The 18,852-nt window shown below is 31.3% G+C and carries 17 protein-coding genes and 1 tRNA gene; 8 read left to right on the forward strand and 10 right to left on the reverse strand.

The genetic code is table 11. From position 1 onward, the window contains the following. Positions 1-12: 12 nt before the first annotated feature. Both ACWJJ2_RS08935 and ACWJJ2_RS08940 read right to left on the reverse strand, forming a co-directional pair. Positions 13-975, reverse strand: a complete 963-nt coding sequence (locus ACWJJ2_RS08935) for an aromatic acid exporter family protein (RefSeq protein ID WP_462954276.1) — start codon at positions 973-975, stop codon at positions 13-15. 150 nt (positions 976-1,125) lie between these two features. Further along, the gene (locus ACWJJ2_RS08940; protein ID WP_462954277.1) at positions 1,126-1,815 is read right to left on the reverse strand and encodes a helix-turn-helix transcriptional regulator; all 690 of its coding nucleotides are present in this window, start codon (positions 1,813-1,815) and stop codon (positions 1,126-1,128) included. Positions 1,816-2,248: 433 nt separating this feature from the next. Here ACWJJ2_RS08940 and ACWJJ2_RS08945 point away from each other — a divergent pair, with 433 nt between their 5' ends. Then, complete coding sequence (locus ACWJJ2_RS08945; RefSeq protein ID WP_462954278.1) at positions 2,249-3,634, forward strand: tryptophanase; 1,386 nt, start codon at positions 2,249-2,251, stop codon at positions 3,632-3,634. A gap of 49 nt (positions 3,635-3,683) precedes the next feature. Here the strand turns inward: ACWJJ2_RS08945 and ACWJJ2_RS08950 are convergent, their stop codons facing one another. After that, the gene (locus ACWJJ2_RS08950; RefSeq protein WP_462954279.1) at positions 3,684-4,601 is read right to left on the reverse strand and encodes a S66 peptidase family protein; all 918 of its coding nucleotides are present in this window, start codon (positions 4,599-4,601) and stop codon (positions 3,684-3,686) included. Between the two features lie 38 nt (positions 4,602-4,639). Continuing rightward, positions 4,640-5,503 (reverse strand): YitT family protein, encoded by an 864-nt coding sequence (locus ACWJJ2_RS08955; protein WP_462954280.1) that lies wholly within the window; start codon positions 5,501-5,503, stop codon positions 4,640-4,642. Positions 5,504-5,829: 326 nt separating this feature from the next. Here ACWJJ2_RS08955 and ACWJJ2_RS08960 point away from each other — a divergent pair, with 326 nt between their 5' ends. From ACWJJ2_RS08960 to ACWJJ2_RS08975, 4 genes are all read left to right on the forward strand, one after another. Continuing rightward, complete coding sequence (locus ACWJJ2_RS08960) at positions 5,830-6,768, forward strand: ABC transporter substrate-binding protein (RefSeq protein ID WP_462954281.1); 939 nt, start codon at positions 5,830-5,832, stop codon at positions 6,766-6,768. A gap of 142 nt (positions 6,769-6,910) precedes the next feature. Further along, positions 6,911-7,906, forward strand: a complete 996-nt coding sequence (locus ACWJJ2_RS08965; protein WP_462954329.1) for a FecCD family ABC transporter permease — start codon at positions 6,911-6,913, stop codon at positions 7,904-7,906. Further along, positions 7,906-8,922: a FecCD family ABC transporter permease gene (locus tag ACWJJ2_RS08970; protein WP_462954282.1), complete on the forward strand. Its 1,017-nt coding sequence runs from the start codon at positions 7,906-7,908 to the stop codon at positions 8,920-8,922. The genes ACWJJ2_RS08965 and ACWJJ2_RS08970 overlap by 1 nt, the downstream gene beginning before the upstream one ends. A gap of 15 nt (positions 8,923-8,937) precedes the next feature. Beyond that, on the forward strand, positions 8,938-9,720 hold the full coding sequence (locus ACWJJ2_RS08975; protein WP_220286525.1) for an ABC transporter ATP-binding protein: 783 nt from the start codon (positions 8,938-8,940) through the stop codon (positions 9,718-9,720). A 129-nt stretch (positions 9,721-9,849) separates the two neighbouring features. Here the strand turns inward: ACWJJ2_RS08975 and ACWJJ2_RS08980 are convergent, their stop codons facing one another. The 6 genes from ACWJJ2_RS08980 to ACWJJ2_RS09005 all read right to left on the reverse strand — a co-directional run bounded on the left by ACWJJ2_RS08980 (position 9,850) and on the right by ACWJJ2_RS09005 (position 15,625). Continuing rightward, positions 9,850-10,989: an MFS transporter gene (locus tag ACWJJ2_RS08980; protein ID WP_220286526.1), complete on the reverse strand. Its 1,140-nt coding sequence runs from the start codon at positions 10,987-10,989 to the stop codon at positions 9,850-9,852. Between the two features lie 249 nt (positions 10,990-11,238). Then, entirely contained in the window at positions 11,239-11,481 is a 243-nt protein-coding gene (locus tag ACWJJ2_RS08985) for a hypothetical protein (RefSeq protein WP_462954283.1), read from the reverse strand. Between the two features lie 37 nt (positions 11,482-11,518). Continuing rightward, entirely contained in the window at positions 11,519-12,838 is a 1,320-nt protein-coding gene (locus ACWJJ2_RS08990) for a hypothetical protein (protein ID WP_220286527.1), read from the reverse strand. Between the two features lie 86 nt (positions 12,839-12,924). Beyond that, positions 12,925-14,388 (reverse strand): sensor histidine kinase, encoded by a 1,464-nt coding sequence (locus ACWJJ2_RS08995; protein WP_258876419.1) that lies wholly within the window; start codon positions 14,386-14,388, stop codon positions 12,925-12,927. After that, on the reverse strand, positions 14,363-15,064 hold the full coding sequence (locus tag ACWJJ2_RS09000; RefSeq protein ID WP_220286529.1) for a response regulator transcription factor: 702 nt from the start codon (positions 15,062-15,064) through the stop codon (positions 14,363-14,365). Before ACWJJ2_RS09000 ends, ACWJJ2_RS08995 begins: the two co-directional genes overlap by 26 nt. A 469-nt stretch (positions 15,065-15,533) precedes the next feature. Continuing rightward, positions 15,534-15,625 (reverse strand) — tRNA-Ser (locus ACWJJ2_RS09005). A 206-nt stretch (positions 15,626-15,831) separates the two neighbouring features. On the opposite strand from ACWJJ2_RS09005, the gene ACWJJ2_RS09010 reads away from it, so the two are divergent. The 3 genes from ACWJJ2_RS09010 (at position 15,832) to ACWJJ2_RS09020 (ending at position 18,849) form a co-directional block, all read left to right on the forward strand. Beyond that, positions 15,832-16,875: a FecCD family ABC transporter permease gene (locus ACWJJ2_RS09010; protein WP_220286542.1), complete on the forward strand. Its 1,044-nt coding sequence runs from the start codon at positions 15,832-15,834 to the stop codon at positions 16,873-16,875. A gap of 85 nt (positions 16,876-16,960) precedes the next feature. Then, on the forward strand, positions 16,961-17,743 hold the full coding sequence (locus tag ACWJJ2_RS09015) for an ABC transporter ATP-binding protein (protein ID WP_216303152.1): 783 nt from the start codon (positions 16,961-16,963) through the stop codon (positions 17,741-17,743). A 74-nt stretch (positions 17,744-17,817) separates the two neighbouring features. After that, the gene (locus ACWJJ2_RS09020) at positions 17,818-18,849 is read left to right on the forward strand and encodes an ABC transporter substrate-binding protein (protein WP_268064209.1); all 1,032 of its coding nucleotides are present in this window, start codon (positions 17,818-17,820) and stop codon (positions 18,847-18,849) included. Positions 18,850-18,852 lie beyond the last annotated feature (3 nt).

Consider the following 18,852-nt stretch of genomic DNA (forward strand, 5'->3'; position numbering starts at 1 on the left):
GACTACGTATTGTTAATTTTCAAAACATTCTTTAAATTCCTTCTTGATAATTAAAAAGTCCTCTAAATCATTTAAAAATAGAAATAATAATGCCCTATTTTCAAATTCATTTCTATTCTTTGGCAATGCCATAATTTCATAATCTTTCCTAAGTAAAGTGAGCTTATTAATAAGTTCGATACAATCATTATCTTCATGAATATTAGTTGCAACATCATTAGTAAATTCTGACAATATTATAGTTTGATCATAGGTTATATAAAATCTTGAAAAATGTCTTTTCATTCTTTTTATAGCCTCTAATTGTATTTTTCTCATATCTATATAACTTACATAATAATCATTACTCTTAAACAAATGATTATTATTTATTATTTGTACCATCAATTTAGTATTTTTAATTAGCTTTTCAACACTTGAAATTACTTCTTGCTCATAAATTGGTACAGCTTGTGAAATCAAACTTAATGCCATATCTGATAATATTAATCTATATTGTTCTTCTATCTTCTCTTTGTTCTTCTCAAAATCCTCTTCTAATGATGCTGTATATAAATTAAAAACCATTGCAACCCCAATACCTATTATAGTTAACTTTGCTTCATTTATAATCCAAAAAATATTAATATCTGTACTTATTAAAAGATGTGTTGATAATACTGCGCCAATAACCATACCCTCACTTGTTTTCAAAATATTAGTTATTGGTATAAATATAAGTAAAAATAGTCCAAATACAATAGGATTATTACCAAGTAAAATATATAGCATAAAAGATAAAAGTATAGCTACGGTGGATGCGATTATTCTCCTACCTGCAACTAATATCGATTCTTTCTTCGTATCTTGAATACTTAATATTGCAATTATACCCGAAGTTACTCCAAATTCTAACCCCATATAATTTGCAACAATAATTGCTATTGTTGCAGACAAAGTTATCTTAACTGTTTTTGATTGTAAATATTTTATCATTCCACAACTTTCTCCTACTACCATAATTATATGGTATGTTCTTTATTTATAATTAACTTTTTTGCTTTTTATTTCAGTCAGGTTTCTTATTATGGTGCATCATATAACAAAAAACCTTTAAATTTCAAGGTTTTTTATTTGTTTTCTTTATCAAGTACAATCCATATTTCTATTGACTTTGCTGAGATAGCGATAGATACTAGGCTCTGAACAATAAAGTTGTTTTGCCACTTCACTTACAGCTCCCTTAAGCATAAAAACACCTTTTCGGTTTAATATATCAATGATATTTATCCGTTCATTCTTCGACAATCGATCAATAGGGATGTTATTGTCATCTAATACCTTATTTAAAACAGTTTCTGTTACTTCAGCAATAGATCCCGAAAAGGTCTCAGTATTATCATTCAAAAGAGAATTAACAGATTCATATGTGCTATTTTGCTCAATTAATTTATCTGGGTGACAAAGCTTTAATATTTGGTCGCTTATATCTACATATTTTTTATCGTCGAAATTAATGCACAACATTCCCACAAGCTCATCGTTCTCGTCCTTAATAAACATGGTTGAAGATCTCAATATGCGTTGATCTTTAGAAACTCCATTATAGTTGAGTTTATAGTTGTTATTTTTATAACTCTTATCTGATATAATACTCAGTGCAAGATTAGTCATGGGAGCACCAACTGTTCGTCCGCTAATATATCCATTCGCTATTGCAACTATGGAATTTGTATCATATCCAAAATCATGTAAAGCAACTTCATAGTCTGGACCTAGGGACTTTCCTAAAAATTCCACAAGAATGCTATATTGTTTTAACATAATGTCATTCATTTTTCCACCTACTCTTATATATTTATTACACCACTTTATATGGGACTTCATAACTAGTGTATTTATTATAGAAATTTTAAAATCCAAATTTATAATATGCTATATAGATTATCACAATTATATAAAAGTTACAACGTAAACGTTATTTTTTAATAATTTATTATTAATAAAGTAATTACTTATCGACTACAAATTCATTTAAAGCTATAAAAAATCCTTAAATCAGGCAAAACAGTATAACAAATCCCATTTGCTAGTATTTTTTTCTATTTATTGTTAATAATTTTATTAAGACCATTGACTATATATTATTGCAGTGATAAAATCCTTCTATAGGGGGTTTAAAATATAAAAACCATTATATTACAGGGGGGCAATGATTTATTCATTCAACATAATTACATTTTAAATAAATAAAATGGAGGTTTTTATTATGAGCATAAAATATGTACCAGAACCATTTAGAATTAAGATGGTAGAGACTCTTAAGATGCTTACACGTGAGGAAAGGAAACAAAAGATTGCTGAAGCAAAATACAATATGTTTAACCTTCGTGGTGAAGATGTTTATATTGACTTATTAACAGATAGTGGAACTAATGCAATGAGTCAAGAACAATGGGCTGGTATCATGAGAGGCGACGAAGCCTATGCCGGTTCATCAAGTTACTATAAACTTGTAGAAGCAGGTCAAGATATTTTTGGTTATAAATACATTCAGCCAGTTCATCAAGGTCGCGCAGCGGAGAAGGTTATGTTTGGATTATTAATGGAAAAAGGTAAATACGCTATCTCTAATACCTTCTTTGATACAACAAGAGCACACGTAGAAGCAACAGGTGCAAGAGCCATTGATTGTGTTGTTGCTGAGGCTAAAGATCCAGCTATAAGAGCACCTTTTAAAGGAAATATGGATGTTGAAAAATTAGAATCCTTAATTAAAGAGTACGGTGCTGATAAGATTGGCCTTGTTGTTATGACAGTTACAAATAATTCAGCAGGTGGCCAGCCAGTATCTGTACAAAACGTAAGAGAAACATCAAATGTTTGTAAAAAATACGGTATTAAATTATGTATCGATGCTGCACGTTATGCTGAAAACGCTTACTTAGTAAAATTAAGAGAAAAAGAGTTTGCAGATAAATCAATTAAAGAAATTGTAAAAGAAATGTTTAGTTATGCAGATATGTTTACAATGAGTGCTAAGAAAGATACAATTGTCAATATGGGTGGATTAATTGGCATTAAAGATGATGAAAAATTGTTCCAACTTTGTAAGGCACGTACAATTTTATTCGAAGGTTTTATTACTTATGGCGGTCTTTCAGGTCGTGATCTTGAGAGTTTAGCACTTGGTCTTTATGAAGGACTTGATGAAAATTACCTTAACTATCGTATTGGACAAATGGAGTATCTTGCAGCACGACTTGATGATGCAGGCGTTACGTACCAATCACCAGTAGGCGGCCATGGTGTATTTGTAGATGCAAAGGCGTTGTTACCTCAGATTCCATACTATGAATTCCCGGGGCAAGCCCTTGCGATTGAACTTTATATAGAAGCTGGAATTCGTACATGCGATATTGGATCTTATATGATGGGAAATGATCCTGATACAGGAAAACAAATAGAATCAGAATTTGAGTTTACACGTTTTGCAATTCCACGTCGTGTTTATACTCAATCCCATATCGATATTATGGCAGATGCCCTAATTGCAATTAAAAAAAGAGCAAGCGAAATAACAGGTTACCGAATTACATGGGAGCCAGCTGTTCTTAGACACTTCCAAGCAAGTCTCGAACCAGTTAAAAAATAAGATATTTTAAATAAAAGCTTGCAATTTTTTTAAGTTGCAAGCTTTTATATTACTCCACTACGCCTTCCATTACATGAATAACTCCAGCCTCAGCATCCATTTTCACCCTTGCCCCAATGGGAAGGGTTAGTTTTGGATAATCATGACCTGAGCAAAACCCTGAAAACATTGGGATACCTAACTTATATAATCTATCTTGAAAAACCTCTTCTAAAGTAAGGCTTCTTTGATAACTAGGTAAATCACAACCTTTAAATTGGCCTAGAATAATCCCCTTGCACTGTTGAAGTTTTTTAGCTAATAGGAGTTGTGTTAGCATCCTATCAACTCTATAAGGTTCTTCGCCAACCTCTTCCATAAAGAAGATTTTATCTTTCATATTAATTTCATAGGGAGTTCCAAGCAAGTTGCATAATAGCCCAAGATTACCACCTATAAGATTACCCTGAGCCTTACCTTTTGTAATACACTTAGTAGTAAATCCAGATGGGTTTTTAATAGTATAGGGCTTATACCCTTCCATAAATGTGAACATAAAACTTTTAAAAGTTTCAATATCTTCTAGATTAGAACTGCCCATTGGGCTATGAAATGTAGTTAGTTCACATTTCTCATAAAATGAATTTAGAAAAGCTGTTATGTCACTAAAACCCGCAAATATCTTTGGATTTTTTTTTATTACATCAAAATCTAGATAAGGGAGTACTCTGCTTGAACCATATCCCCCTCTTATGCAGAGGATCATATCTACTGCTTTATTTTTGAACATTTCCATTATATCTGTTGCTCTGTCTTCATCCTTGCCAGCAAGATATCCCCACTTATCATATAGGTGTTTTCCTTCTATTATATTAAACCCTCTATTTTTTAGAAATGAAATTACCTTTTGTATTGCTTCAATATTTTCTGGGCTGGCAGGAGCAATGAGTCCAATAGTGTCTCCTAAACATAGTCTTTTTCCAAGCATTATTAACACTTCCTCTAATTAATTTGAGATAATATCTTTTATAAAATATTCGAATTAAATCCTCTACCATCTACTTCTGAAGCATCTATTATTGAAATTAAAGCATCCTCGTCTATTTTCTGCACTGAATATTTAAACTCTGGTAATTTTGATACATGTACTATGCAATAGATAACTTTTCTTTCTTTGCCTGTAAGTGCGTTGCCCTTTAGTATTGTAGCTCCACGGTGCTTAGAGTTTGTTATATACTCACAAACTTCCTCCTCTTTATCTGTAATTATAAGTAATACCTTTTTTCGTGATAAACCACGGATTATCTTATCTGTAACAAAAGCTGCTATATACATGCTCATTAACGTGTATAATGCAATAGTTATTCCATTTAATAGCATTCCTAAAAATACTATAACGCAATTTACAATAAAACCCAATTGACCTACATCAAAACTATCACATTTCTTTTTAATTAACATTACTATTATGTTCATACCACCCTCTGAACCGTGGTTTGAGTATGCAAGCCCTGCACCTGCGCCCATTAATACCCCTCCATATACAGAAATTAGAAGCGCATCATGTACCGTAATAATACTGCTTAAATTTTTAGTCATTACTAAAAATAGAGATAGTGATACAGTCCCTATCATGCTGTATATAGTAAATCTTTTGTTTAATTTCCTATAACTTAATGCCAATAAAGGTATATTAGCTAGTAGTACAGTATATCCTGCTGGAACCTTCAAAGCATACTGTATTAAAATTGCCATACCTGACAGACCTCCACTGAATAGTTTTGCATTTACTAAAAACATATTTACACCTATAGCAGATAATAAACACCCCAGTATCACAAAAAATGCATTCTTTATATTTTGCTTGTTTAATATTGTATTAACTTTCATACTAGCCTCTCCATTTTTATTTATTTTAATTATCTTTACTCATAAACGTAAATAGTTCTTCTTTATACCAATATATAGTCAAATTATTTTTTTGTACCGTTTCTAGGCTAAAGATTTATTTAGCCTTAAACTTTGCCCCCAATTTTGTCTTTATTAAAATTGAAAAGAAATTGTTGACATATTTAGTAGTTCTGATATAATGAAAATTGTGATTCACTGATAATGATTGTCATTTGCAATTATCACTCATATAAATAATTTATGATTTTGGTTAATCATTGGGTCGTATACATAGCTAATTCAACTTAAACAAGGAGAGATTTATTATGAAGAAAAAAAGATTATTAGGATTAATAACATTAACAGTAATTTCTATTAGCGTTTTTACAGGTTGTTCAAAGGCTGCGAAAGAAGTTAAAGAAAAGAGTGTAACCAAGGTGGTTAGCACAATAAAAGGTGATGTAACAGTCCCTACTACCCCTAAACGTATTGTAGATATATCTGGATCAAGTGAGGAATTATTAATTTTAAACCATATCCCCGTAGGTACTGCAAATGCTGATTCTTATAAAACTACGGAAATACCAAGTTATCTAAAAGATAAAATGAGTACCTCTGAGCTTGTAGGCTTTTCCATGATGGATACTATGGATATGGAAGCTATACTAAAATTAGATCCAGATTTAATTTTAATGAGCGAAAGGCAAACAAAAATATATGATCAGTTAAAAGCTATTGCACCTGTCGTAATGCTTAAAGACTATGCTAACGATTGGCGGACCCGATTAACTGATATTTCGAAACTATTTGAGCAAGAAAAAGATGCTCAAAAATGGCTAGCGGCTTACGATAAAAAAGCTATAAGTATAGGATCTGAGATAAAGAAAAAAAATGGCCCGCAAACTTACCTTACGATACTTGCAAGTTCAGGCAAATTTTATATTTTCAGTGATGCAGGTATAGGTTCAATACTATTGTCAGATATGAAATTAGCTCAACCGTCTAACATGCCAAATCAAGAAGGAATAAGTTTACCAGTAGTAACTATGGAAGGTTTATCATCCATTGACGCAGATCATATTGTGGTTATAGCAACTGATGCTGATAAAAAAGATTTAGAGAGTAGTACTGTTTGGAAAAGCATGAGAGCTGTAAAAAATGGAAATGTTACAACGCTTGATAGCAGCCCATATTTTGCACAAGGTTATTCTCCAATAGGAAGAGAATTATTACTTGATTTGATAAAGAAAGAATTTATGAAATAATATATATTATATTTCTAGGTGATAAATGATATATTCCCATATACCGTTATCACCCTTTTATCCTAATACATTTTAATCTAAGGCTAATGTGAGGTGTACCGTTTTAATGGAAAAATCGATAGTTACAGAACATAAGAAAAAAATGAATAGACTAATCATAAGCTCATTATTAATTGTAATTGGACTTATTATATTATTTTTTGGTATGGTATTGTCCGTATCCCTGGGTGCAAAACATATAGACTTATATACAGTATTTAATAGCATATTTTCAGATGGCGTTGATATAAACTCAAAGATCATCCGTGATATAAGACTTCCCAGGATGATTGCAGCTGCTTTGGTTGGGGCTTTTTTAGCAGTGTCTGGTGCTATAATGCAAGGAATAACAAGGAATCCAATAGCTGACCCCTCTATAATGGGTATCACTCAAGGTGCAACTTTTACCATAGCTATAGCCTTTGCGATGAGGGCTAATATAGGGACTTCAGGACTGATGTTTTTTGCTTTTATCGGAGCTAGTTTAAGTGGTGTATTCGTGTATATATTAAGTTCAAAATCTAGCAAAGGTGTTAGTCCCATTAAACTTATTTTAGCAGGAACCGCTCTGGGAACTCTTTTAATATCTCTCGCAACCGCTATTGCAATGTATTCTAATTTATCTCAGCAACTAAGCTTTTGGGTTGGTGGTGGATTTGTTACTGCAAAATGGCAAGGGGTAAAATTATTAGCCTCCGTTGGTGCCTTTGGTGTCATTGCCGCAATAATCATTTCTCCTAAAATAACCATTTTAAGCCTAGGGGAAGATATTGCCATAGGACTTGGTCAAAAGACAAATATCATAAGATTTATTGGTATAGTCATCGTAATATTACTTAGCGGTAGTTCAGTGGCTGTAGCCGGAAATATTTCTTTTCTTGGACTTATTGTGCCACAAATTGTAAGAAGTTTAGTTGGACCAGATTATAGATTTATAATCCCATGTTCACTAATACTCGGTGCGGATTTGCTAGTTTATAGCGATATAGCAGCTAGGATGATAAATCAGCCTTATGAAACTCCTATTGGGGCGCTAACAGCATTACTAGGTGTACCCTTCTTCATATATATTGTCAGAAAGGAGGCCAATTCATTATAATGCAAAACCATAAAAGAAAGAAAAAGCTAATTTTGATTATAATCATATTATTCGTTCTACTCTTTTCAATATTTATAATTAGTTTTAATATTGGAACTTTTGCTATAGGTCCTCTAGATGTAATTAAAACTTTATTTGGACAGGGAAATAAAAAGCATGAACTGGTACTCTTCACTATGAGGCTTCCACGAATAATTATAGCTATACTTGTGGCAAGTGCCTTAGCTATAGCAGGAACCGTACTTCAAGGCATAACTAAAAATGATCTTGCTGACCCTGGCATATTAGGAATAAGTTCTGGTGCAGCCTTGGCTGTAGTTATTTATATATATTTTATGAATGGAGAAGTATATTCTGATATAAGCATGCTAACGGTGTTTACCATGCCTATCGTAGCTTTGCTTGGAGCAGGTTTTGCAGCTTTCCTTATTTATACTTTAGCTTGGAAAAAGGGTCTAAATCCTACTAGATTGATTTTGATGGGGATAGGTATTAATTCTGCTTTCAACGCTATATTGATCCTATTTCAATTTAGATTTACAACTCAAGATTTCAACAAAATAATGATTTGGACCTCAGGAAGTATTTGGGGAACCAATTGGAGTTATGTTATTGCAACTCTGCCATTTGTATTTATTTTTACCGGACTTATAATTTATAAAGCAAGATATCTAGATGTTTTAAGTTTAGGCGACGAACTGTCAGTTGGACTCGGCGTAAATATAGAAAAAGAAAGAAGATCACTACTTATATATACCGTGGCATTAGCTGGTACGGCTACAGCGGTTGCCGGAACCATATCATTCTTAGGGCTAATTTCGCCACACATAGCAAGGCGGCTTGTTGGGCCAAAGCACAAATTATTAATACCAACTGCAGCACTAGTTAGTTCAATAATTTTATTGTTGTCTGATACCATAGCTAAAAATATTTTAGCTCCTATTGAAATGCCCGTTGGAATAGTCGTTTCAATTATTGGAGTACCCTATTTCATCTATTTAATTATGAAGGAATAACTTAGGAGGTTACATATGAACAGCATAAAAACCGAAAATTTATCTATATCTTATGGAGATTTTGACATAGTAAAAAATTTAAATTTGAACATACCTAAAGGAAAAATCACAACTATTATAGGCTCTAATGGATGTGGTAAATCAACTATATTAAAGACTATTGCAAGAATATTGAAGCCTAAAAGTGGAGTCATATACATAAATGATAATGACATTCAAGATTTAAGTTCTAATTTCATATCTAAAGAAATGGCAGTTTTGCCACAAAGTCCTCAAGCACCAAATGGATTAACTGTTGGTGAGCTCGTAGCCTACGGAAGATTTCCTCATCAAAGTGGATTCGGTAAACTAACGAGTCAAGATAAAGAAAAAATAGATTGGTCACTGAAAATAATTGGCATGCAAGAATTTAAGGACAGACCTATAGAGACATTGTCAGGTGGCCAAAGGCAAAGAGTATGGATAGCTATGGCACTCGCCCAAGAAACTGAAATATTATTATTAGACGAACCTACTACCTATTTAGATTTAGCACATCAACTAGAAATTCTACAATTACTAGAAAGTTTGAATAAGACGCAAGGACAAACCATTGTTATGGTTATTCATGATCTAAATAATGCCGCAAGATTTGCAGATTATATGGTAGGAATTAAAGATGGTAACATAGTTTGCACTGGTAGTCCTAAAGAAATAATGACTAAAGATAACTTAAGGAAAATATTTAATATAGATGCTGTAGTCATTAATGAGCCCCTAAATAATAAACCAGTTTGTATTACATATAACTTAATATAAAGTTAGTAATATGCTTTCCTATGTTTGATGCAAAGTGCGATTTCATAGGCATGCATAATAATCCATTGGTATTACTGATATTGTTGCATTATTTTAGAGGCTACTATTATTTAACTTGTTTTTTTGTATTTATTTCTTTGATGTTTTTTTATAGAGAAGCAATAATATATATGCACAAACACACATAATCACACAAGTTATAAATGCTGAGGACGTTGAAATATCAGCCGTCTTTCCAATAATTACATTTGCTCCTGCAGCAGTTAAATCTCCAAACATAGCAAATACTGATAAAAGGGTCGCCCTGCTAGCAGTACTTATATTTCTATTTTCAATATCTAAAACTATAGGTGAAATTATAGCTGCACTTCCACATATAACAATTATTGAAAGTATAGTTAATGCAGCGCTAGATGTAAATATAAGTATTGTACAACATATAGTAATAATCATATATATAATTTGAATACTTCTATTGGAACCTAGCTTAATGCTTACTTTATAAGCTTTAATTGAACTCAATCGAACTATTTGCATAACAACTGCCAATACTCCAAAATATTTAATACTTATTCCACAACGCACATATTGTGATTGATTTAAAAATACACCTACTACTTGAACTACTTCATTTATTAAGGCAAAAGAAATTACCAATATAATAATGCTTTTGTTTTTAAAAGCTGTTAGTAAACTTTGCTTAAACTTAGGCTTTTCGATTTGCTGCACATTAACCTCTTTTATAAACAAAGTTAATACTGCTGCCACTGCATAAGGTATAATAGTCCAAAATGCAGTACTATCCATGGACTGTTTTACGAGTATTGAAAACATAATAGAGGCAATTAAATAACCACCAGTTGAAAATGCATTATATATTCCAAATACTTTTTCACTCTCCTCTTGCTTAACTGATGAATATATTAGAGCAATGTCACAACCTGAAATTCCGGCTAATGATACTGCTAATAACACTCGTTCTATGAGGAACATCCCAAAGAAAGTTGATTTATAAAAAACTATTTTTGATATAAAAAATATAAAATTTGAGATAACAAGTGTTTTCTTATACCCAAATTTATCTGCAAACCATCCCCATGGGATTTCAAAAATAATCATTAATATCCAGGATATAGACTCTATTAAAAACATATTAGACAAAGATAAGTTTCTATTTTGCCTTATCAATGTAGCTATAGGCCCATAAAAAACAAATCCCTGTAGAAACACAATAATATACATTATATAAACGTTAGCCTTTTTATTCACTTTTAATACACCTCCAAAGTTGCACAACAAAAAAACCTTGTTTTAAAAGTTAATTTTGAAATGTTTTATAACTTTATTGTGTATTAAATAGGTGAATACATTTGCCTCGCTCCTTAACAATCAATTATTCTTCTATTTAATTGATAGTATATATATAAGCATAAATTAATTTTACATTCTAAAATTCTACCATATTAAGTATATCCATCTCTTCCAATATTGTTACAACTGAAATAACTCCTTTGATTTTTACTTATCCCCTATGGATTCAACCTGTTCATTTATTTCATCATAAAGATACACATTATTATTCCTCTCAAATGCTATCTTTGTTAGTTTAGTGTTAATCACTGTTTTATTCTGACCTATATTTTTATAGGTATTATCGCTTTTATGTGAATAAGCTACCAGGATAAATATGCTTAAAGATAAACATATTGCCATAATGAGTAACTTTAAAATTTTTTTTATTATTTTATGATGGATATTCATATTTTTGCTCCTCTTTTAAATTATATGTAACCACATTCTATTTATCCAAACTAACAATATACGTATTTATTTCACTATTACCTGAACGATAATTTCCATAAGTAAATGATAAAGCAGTACTTGTACTATCCCAACAAATATTTGAAATTGCTATACATACAGGTATCTTCTTTTTTACATACTTACCGTTTTTGTCTATATAGTGAAATGTACGATATTCAATTTTTGCATCTTTATCTTTTAAACTAGTACCATTAACTATTTCTTTTATAGCACCTGTCTTAGTATCTATAATTTTAATAGATGTATCAGGGTCAGGTGGAGTATGGCCATCATGATTAACTCCTTCTTCATAAGCAACTTTACTTCCATCAGGTGATACTACGTAGGTATTATTAATTTTACCTTTAGGCAGTTTTATATCTTGCAGTTGTTTACCAGTTTCATCCATAATAATAGCTCCAAAAGTTCTATTTACAAATACTCCATCAGGTGATTGTTCACCATTATTATTAAAATGATCAATTATAATTGTTTTGCTTTTTTTATCGGCCATGCCAGCGTATTGATTTGAAAAAATAGTTTTTGTTTCCTTAGTTTTAACATCCGCTGTACATAATTTAACTCCTTCTTTTCCACTTTTGCTTTGAGTGTAATAGAATTTACCTTCTACAGTGGTTCCTAAATCTTTAATATCATCAACACCAGATATCCGGGCATTATCAAATTTACCAGCATTGTAGCTGCCATTTGCATATACTTTTCCAGTTGTATCAATGATTGCCCATTTTTCAAAATAATTTGCTAAAATTTTATTCTTACTTATCCATATAAATTGTGCATCACTATTAAGTCTTTCTGTATTTACATTCGTGATTTCGCCTGTAGATAAATTTAATAATTTTACGTTTTTATGAAGAAGCTCTCCTGAATCAAGAGCTTTTTGCCATTCCGGACTTTCACATTTAGGAATGGTTCTTGCCTCTGAATAAAGAACATACTTTTTATCAGGAGACACACCCATAAATTCATCTATATTTACCTCTTTAAAGTCTTTAGAACTTTTTGTATTTAAATTATAGATACTGCAGTAGTTTATAGGCACCATAGAATCCGGGGTTTTAAACTCTCCCTTTTTAGTTAATGTTAAAACCTCATTGTCATTAATCCAAGCAGCACTTTCAATATTTTGATATTTGTCGATTTGATAACCCTTTTCATTTGTTTGAGCAGATGGTTTGTATGCCATTACCTTTATGTTTTGCATAGATGAATTATGATAGTTTATTGCATATGCGCTAATGCCACCTACAACTCCTACCATTAAAATTAGGGATAAAATCTTTTTTCTAACCATTGAATTTCCCTCCTTTTTTCTTTGTAATCTTATAGTAACAAAAACTTTTCACAAAATTATAAACAAATGTCACAATTTTGTAAATTCTATATAGAAAATTCAATAAAAAAGATAGTACCTTCATCTAACTTGGACTCTACATTTATAGTTCCCTGTTGCTTTTCAACTAACTTTTTCACCAAGGCTAGCCCTAGCCCAGCTCCCCCTGTTTCACGACTTCTATGACTTTCAACTCTATAAAATGGTTCAAAAATTTTAAACAAATCATCCTCACAAATGCCTATTCCTGTATCCGCAACTGTTATAGTTATTTTATTACCATTTTTATGACATTCAATATCTATACTTCCATTAAGCCTATTATATTTTATAGCATTATCAATTAAATTAATAATAATATGTCTCAAGTTTTCTTCATCTATTGTAACAATAATATTTTCAACATCACATTTAAATGTTAAGTTGTTTTTCTTTATTTTCCCCATAATTCGCGCGCAAATTTCATCAAATGTTTCTTTTAAATTCACTTCTTTTTTCCGTACTTCAAAGTCGTATTTTTCTAGAGCAGACAAATTTAAAACCTTATCTACCATAGTTGCCAAGCGATCACATTCTTTTGATATATTTGTGGTTCCATCATTAATTAAACTTACGTCATTTTCATACATTCCGATTAATTCTGCATATGCTTTTATAATAGTAATTGGGGTCTTAAATTCATGAGTTACATTACCTATAAATTCCTTTTGTTCCTTGTCCATTTTTTGTAATTTTTCTATCGCCATACTCAAAGAATCTCTCTCAACTTTAAGATCTTCAATATTTTTTTCTATAGTATTACTCATGAATACTATACCTTTGCTTAATTCCCCTAATTCATCATTACGATTGACTAGTTTTATTTCATGAAAATCACCTTTTTGAATATTTTCTACTGAATCTTTCATCATATATATATCTCTGGTAAGGTTGAAAAAGTAAATAATGCCAAGGATTACACCAAATATCAAAGCTAGAAAACCTGTTCCATAAAACATTTTTTTTGTATTATCATAAAATAAACTGCTTTCTTTAATTGAATATTCAAGTTCTAAAATTGCTACTATATCATTTTTATATTTAATTGGTGAATAAAAGTAAATTACATCATTGTTTTTTATAAATGATACTTTACCTTTAATAGCATACTCAATCATAAGATTTTTATCTTTATTTTCATTCACTTTACCATCTACCTTAAATCCAGAAAGAAGCTCTCCTTTTGTATCATATACACTGGCAGGTATAGTTCTAAGCCATGGCTTGTTAAATACGCTTCCTCTAGCAAGTTGAGCCTTATCACTAGTTCCATTATCACCTAAGTTAGAGCGTTCACTAAAATATTGCTCAAACATATCTTTTTGCTTAAACAAAGTCGCTTGATCTTGCTTATCTTGATAATTTTTTATTCCGTTAAGTACAAAAATACTTAAAAACGATATAACAACTAATAAAAGTGAGGCTGTAAAAGCTATAAGTTTGAATTTAATCCCTATTTTCAAATAATTCATCAACCCCTTTATATCCTACACCATGAACAGTTTGTATTAATTTTTCATAAGTTTTACCCAACTTTTTTCTTATTCTTTGAACATGTGTATCAACCGTTCTTGTGCCACCAATATATTCCATGTCCCACACTATATCCAAAAGCCGTTCCCTTGAGTAAACTACATTGGGATTTAATAGGAGCAAATATAACAAATCAAATTCCATTTGTGTAAAATCTATTTTTAGTTTTTTTACACTTACGGTTCTTTGGTTTTTATTAATTTTAAAATCTTTAATATTAATTAGATTATCATTACGCTTCTCATCTGTAGTTTTTTTGAACCTTCTTGCCAGAGCCTTTACCCTTGCAAGAACTTCTCTTAGATCAAAAGGTTTTGTTAAATAATCATCTGCTCCTAGTTCTAGTCCTACTAATTTATCTACAATATCATTTTTTGCTGTAAGCATAATAATGCCGATATTTTCACTTTCTAATTTTTTGCACACCTCATAACCATTTATTACAGGAATCATTAAATCCAGAATTATTATATGTGGGTTAAAGCTTTTTACTTTATCAAGGGCTTCTTGTCCATCATAAGCTCTTTCTATTGAATACCCCTCTCTTTTTAATGCATAAGTTAATACATCCAAAATGCTTTTTTCATCATCTACTACAAGTATTTTCTCGTTCAAATGTTACACCCCCATATTTTATAGTGAATAGCTGATTCACTATAGTACCTATTCTACATTTATCGACGAATTAAGTTATATTTTTCTCTTTAATAAAAACATTATATCAAATATTATAACTTTTATACAAATATGGAAATAAAGAGACTCAATGTTGGAATATAAAATAGCAAATAAAAATACTATAAATAGATTTATAACTTAAATCTATTTATAGTATTTTATTGTTTTCAAACTAAATTATCAAAGGTATTGTCATCTATTATTCACTTCTAAATTTTATATTTTGTAATTGAATTATACTTTACATAAATCAGTAACATTTTGTTATCCATTTTTATGTAATTCTAGTAGGGTCCTGTCTCCATAATCATAGCTAAAAACATTTTCTTACCGCTATGCTCCCTCACGTTCAAATCCCTATTATAATTGACGTAAAAGAACTCGCTTCTCAGCGAGTTCTTTATTTTGGCGGAGAAAGGGGGATTTGAACCCCCGGAACGGAATAACCCGTTCGCCTGTTTTCGAGGCAGGTACCATAGGCCACTCGGACATCTCTCCATGTATTAAATTGCTTTTTAATTATACCATATTTGAATTCTATTTAAAATACCTTTCTATCTTTAATTAAATATTTTCTGATAGTTCATGCTGGTAATTTAATAAAATATCCATTTGTGTTAATATAAAAGAGAAACTTAATAATTTTTACATTTATCAGGGAGGAAATATACTTGAATAATACGAAAAACATTGAAATAGCTGAAATGGACTATACTAAAAACGAAATTCAAAAGAGAACTGGACAAAATTTGATTGTTTTTATTCTAATTGTGTCGTTAATTGCAACATTTATTGTTTCATTCACAATAGGCAGGTTTCCTATTTCATTAAACCAATTAATAAAGACATTTTATCTAAGAATCACCGGAAGTGAAGCTTTATTAAAGGATACAACTCAATCAGTCCTGTTCGATGTAAGACTTCCTAGAATTATTGCTGCAATTCTGGTTGGCGCAGCACTTTCCGTATCAGGAGCAACATTCCAGGGCTTATTTAAAAACCCAATGGTATCAGCTGATATACTAGGTGCATCTGCGGGAGCTGGTTTTGGTGCAGCAGTTGCAATTTTACTTTCCTTAGGAACAGTATGGATTCAGCTTTTATCATTTGTTTTTGGATTTGCTGCAGTTGCATTAACTTATGCCATCAGCAAGGCTGTTGGTCGAGGTAGCAGTCAGATGTTGGTACTGATCCTGACGGGTATGGTTGTTCAAGCCTTATTTACCTCTTCTATTTCATTAACTAAATATGTAGCGGATCCTGACAGCAAACTACCCGCTATTACCTTCTGGCTTATGGGAGGACTATCTTCAATTACAATGAATGATATTAAAATCGTTCTTATCCCGATGCTTTTAGGGGTTATACCTTTAATGTTAATAAGATGGAAACTTAATGTACTTTCATTTGGTGATGAAGAAGCCAAATCACTTGGCATTGATACAACGAAAATGAGAGCTATTACAATAGTTTGTTCTACTCTACTTACTGCCAGTACAGTTTCTATCTGCGGAATGATAGGCTGGGTAGGGTTAGTCATCCCTCATTTGGCACGAATGATTGTAGGACCTAATTACAAAGTGCTGTTACCTGCTTCATTTTTGATTGGAGGCATTTTCATGTTAGCTGTCGACGATTTAGCAAGATGTTTATTTGCAGTGGAAATTCCTCTAGGGATTTTGACTGCTATGATTGGTGCACCATTCTTTATCTATCTGTTGCTAAATGGTAAGAAAGGTTGGCTATAAAGGCAAAAGTGTAATTATTAAATTAACTTTTTTGTTTTATAATTTATTTTTTCTTTAAATAAAAAAAGGAGGCGAAGTTCTGCATATGGAACTTGTTATTCGAAATGTTGCCTGTGGTTATGGCACTAAAAATGTTATTAATGATATATCTGTTAGTATAAAATCCGGAGAAATATTGTGTATCCTCGGTCCAAATGGAGTGGGAAAAACTACGTTATTTAAAACTATATTGGGATTTTTGAAGCTTCAAAGTGGAGAAATTTTATTGGATAATGAAAATATTAGAGATTGGTCAAGAAAACGTTTTGCAAAAGCAATCAGCTATGTCCCACAAGCTCATACTCCTCCTTTCCCATTTAGTGTATTTGATGTCGTATTAATGGGGCGAACTGCACATTTAGACTTATTTGCTTCTCCATCAAAAAAAGATAAAGAAATTACGGAACAGGCAATTGATACATTAAATATTTCATATTTGAAGAACCGTATATATACACAGATAAGCGGTGGCGAAAGGCAGATGGTCTTAATTGCCAGAGCTCTGGCACAGCAGGCAAAAATAATGATAATGGACGAGCCTACCTCAAATTTAGATTTTGGAAATCAGATTAGAGTTTTAGAACAGATAAATAATCTTGCTAAAAAAGGTCTTGGGGTAATCATGACATCACATTTTCCTAACCATGCATTCCTTTGTTCTACTAAAGCGGCATTAATGCAAAAAAATAATAATTTTATTGTTGGAAATGTAGATGATGTTGTTACAGAGGAAAATCTCAAGTCTGCCTATGGCATAGATGTTAAAATTATTAGTTTAAAAAATAAAAATGGTGAAATTATTAAATCAGTAATACCACTTTTAAGTTAATTTTTTTAAAATAAAACATTAAAGGATGTGTTTTTATTAAAACGAAAAGAATTTTGCCATTAGCGATGGTACTTATGTTTATTTTTCTTATGATTGGATGTACTCAAAATACTGGTCCATCAACTGCAGTTCAAACACAAGTAGCAAAAAAAACGATTACTGACATGGCTAATAAAAAAGTTGAGATTCCTATTAAAATCGATAGAATTGCTGATTCTTGGCCAGCACATAATGAAGTTTTATGTATGTTGGGTCAAGGAAATAAAATCGTTTCTACAATACTTACTACAAAAGGAAGACCTTGGTTATATCAAATAAATCCACAGATGAATAAGGCAACAACTGCTTTTACTACAGCTGATGTCAATATTGAGGAAATGTTAAAGACGAAACCTGATATTGTTTTTTTAACTACTACTTCTAAATATGCAGATAAGGTAGCAAGCGTTGGTATACCCGCTGTACAGTTGACTTTTACGGATTTTAATGGATTAAAAAAATGTTTCCAAGTAACGGGAGATATTCTTGGCCCTGACGCCAGAAAAAAGGCTGATAAATTCAATTCCTATCTTGACAGTAAATTAAAAATTATTACAGATATCACATCTGCAATACCAACTGACAAGAAGCCAAAGGTTTTACATATCAACACCCTTTCACCTCTAACAGTAGATGGTAGTAATACAATTATCAATGCATGGATTGAAGCTGCAGGTGGAATTAATGTAGCATCAGAAATCAAAGGTAATATGAAAGAAGCTTCTATGGAACAAATTATAAAATGGAATCCGGATATTATAATATTGGGTGCTGATTCAAAAGATGCAAAAACTATAATGAACACTAATTCATGGAGAAATGTTTCAGCAGTTAAAAATGAAAAGGTAGTTCAAAATCCTGACGGCGCATACATGTGGGATCGTTATAGCGCTGAAGAAGCATTACAGATACAGTGGGCTGCAAAATTAATAAATCCTGATAAATTTTCAAAGTTAAATATTGTTTCAGAGACAATAAATTTCTATAAGACATTTCTAAATTATGACCTTTCCGAAGCTGAAGCAAAGCTTATAATCAGCGGTAAGCCTCCAGTTAAAGCGCAGTAAGGT

This window comes from Clostridium sp. CM039, assembly GCF_055081075.1.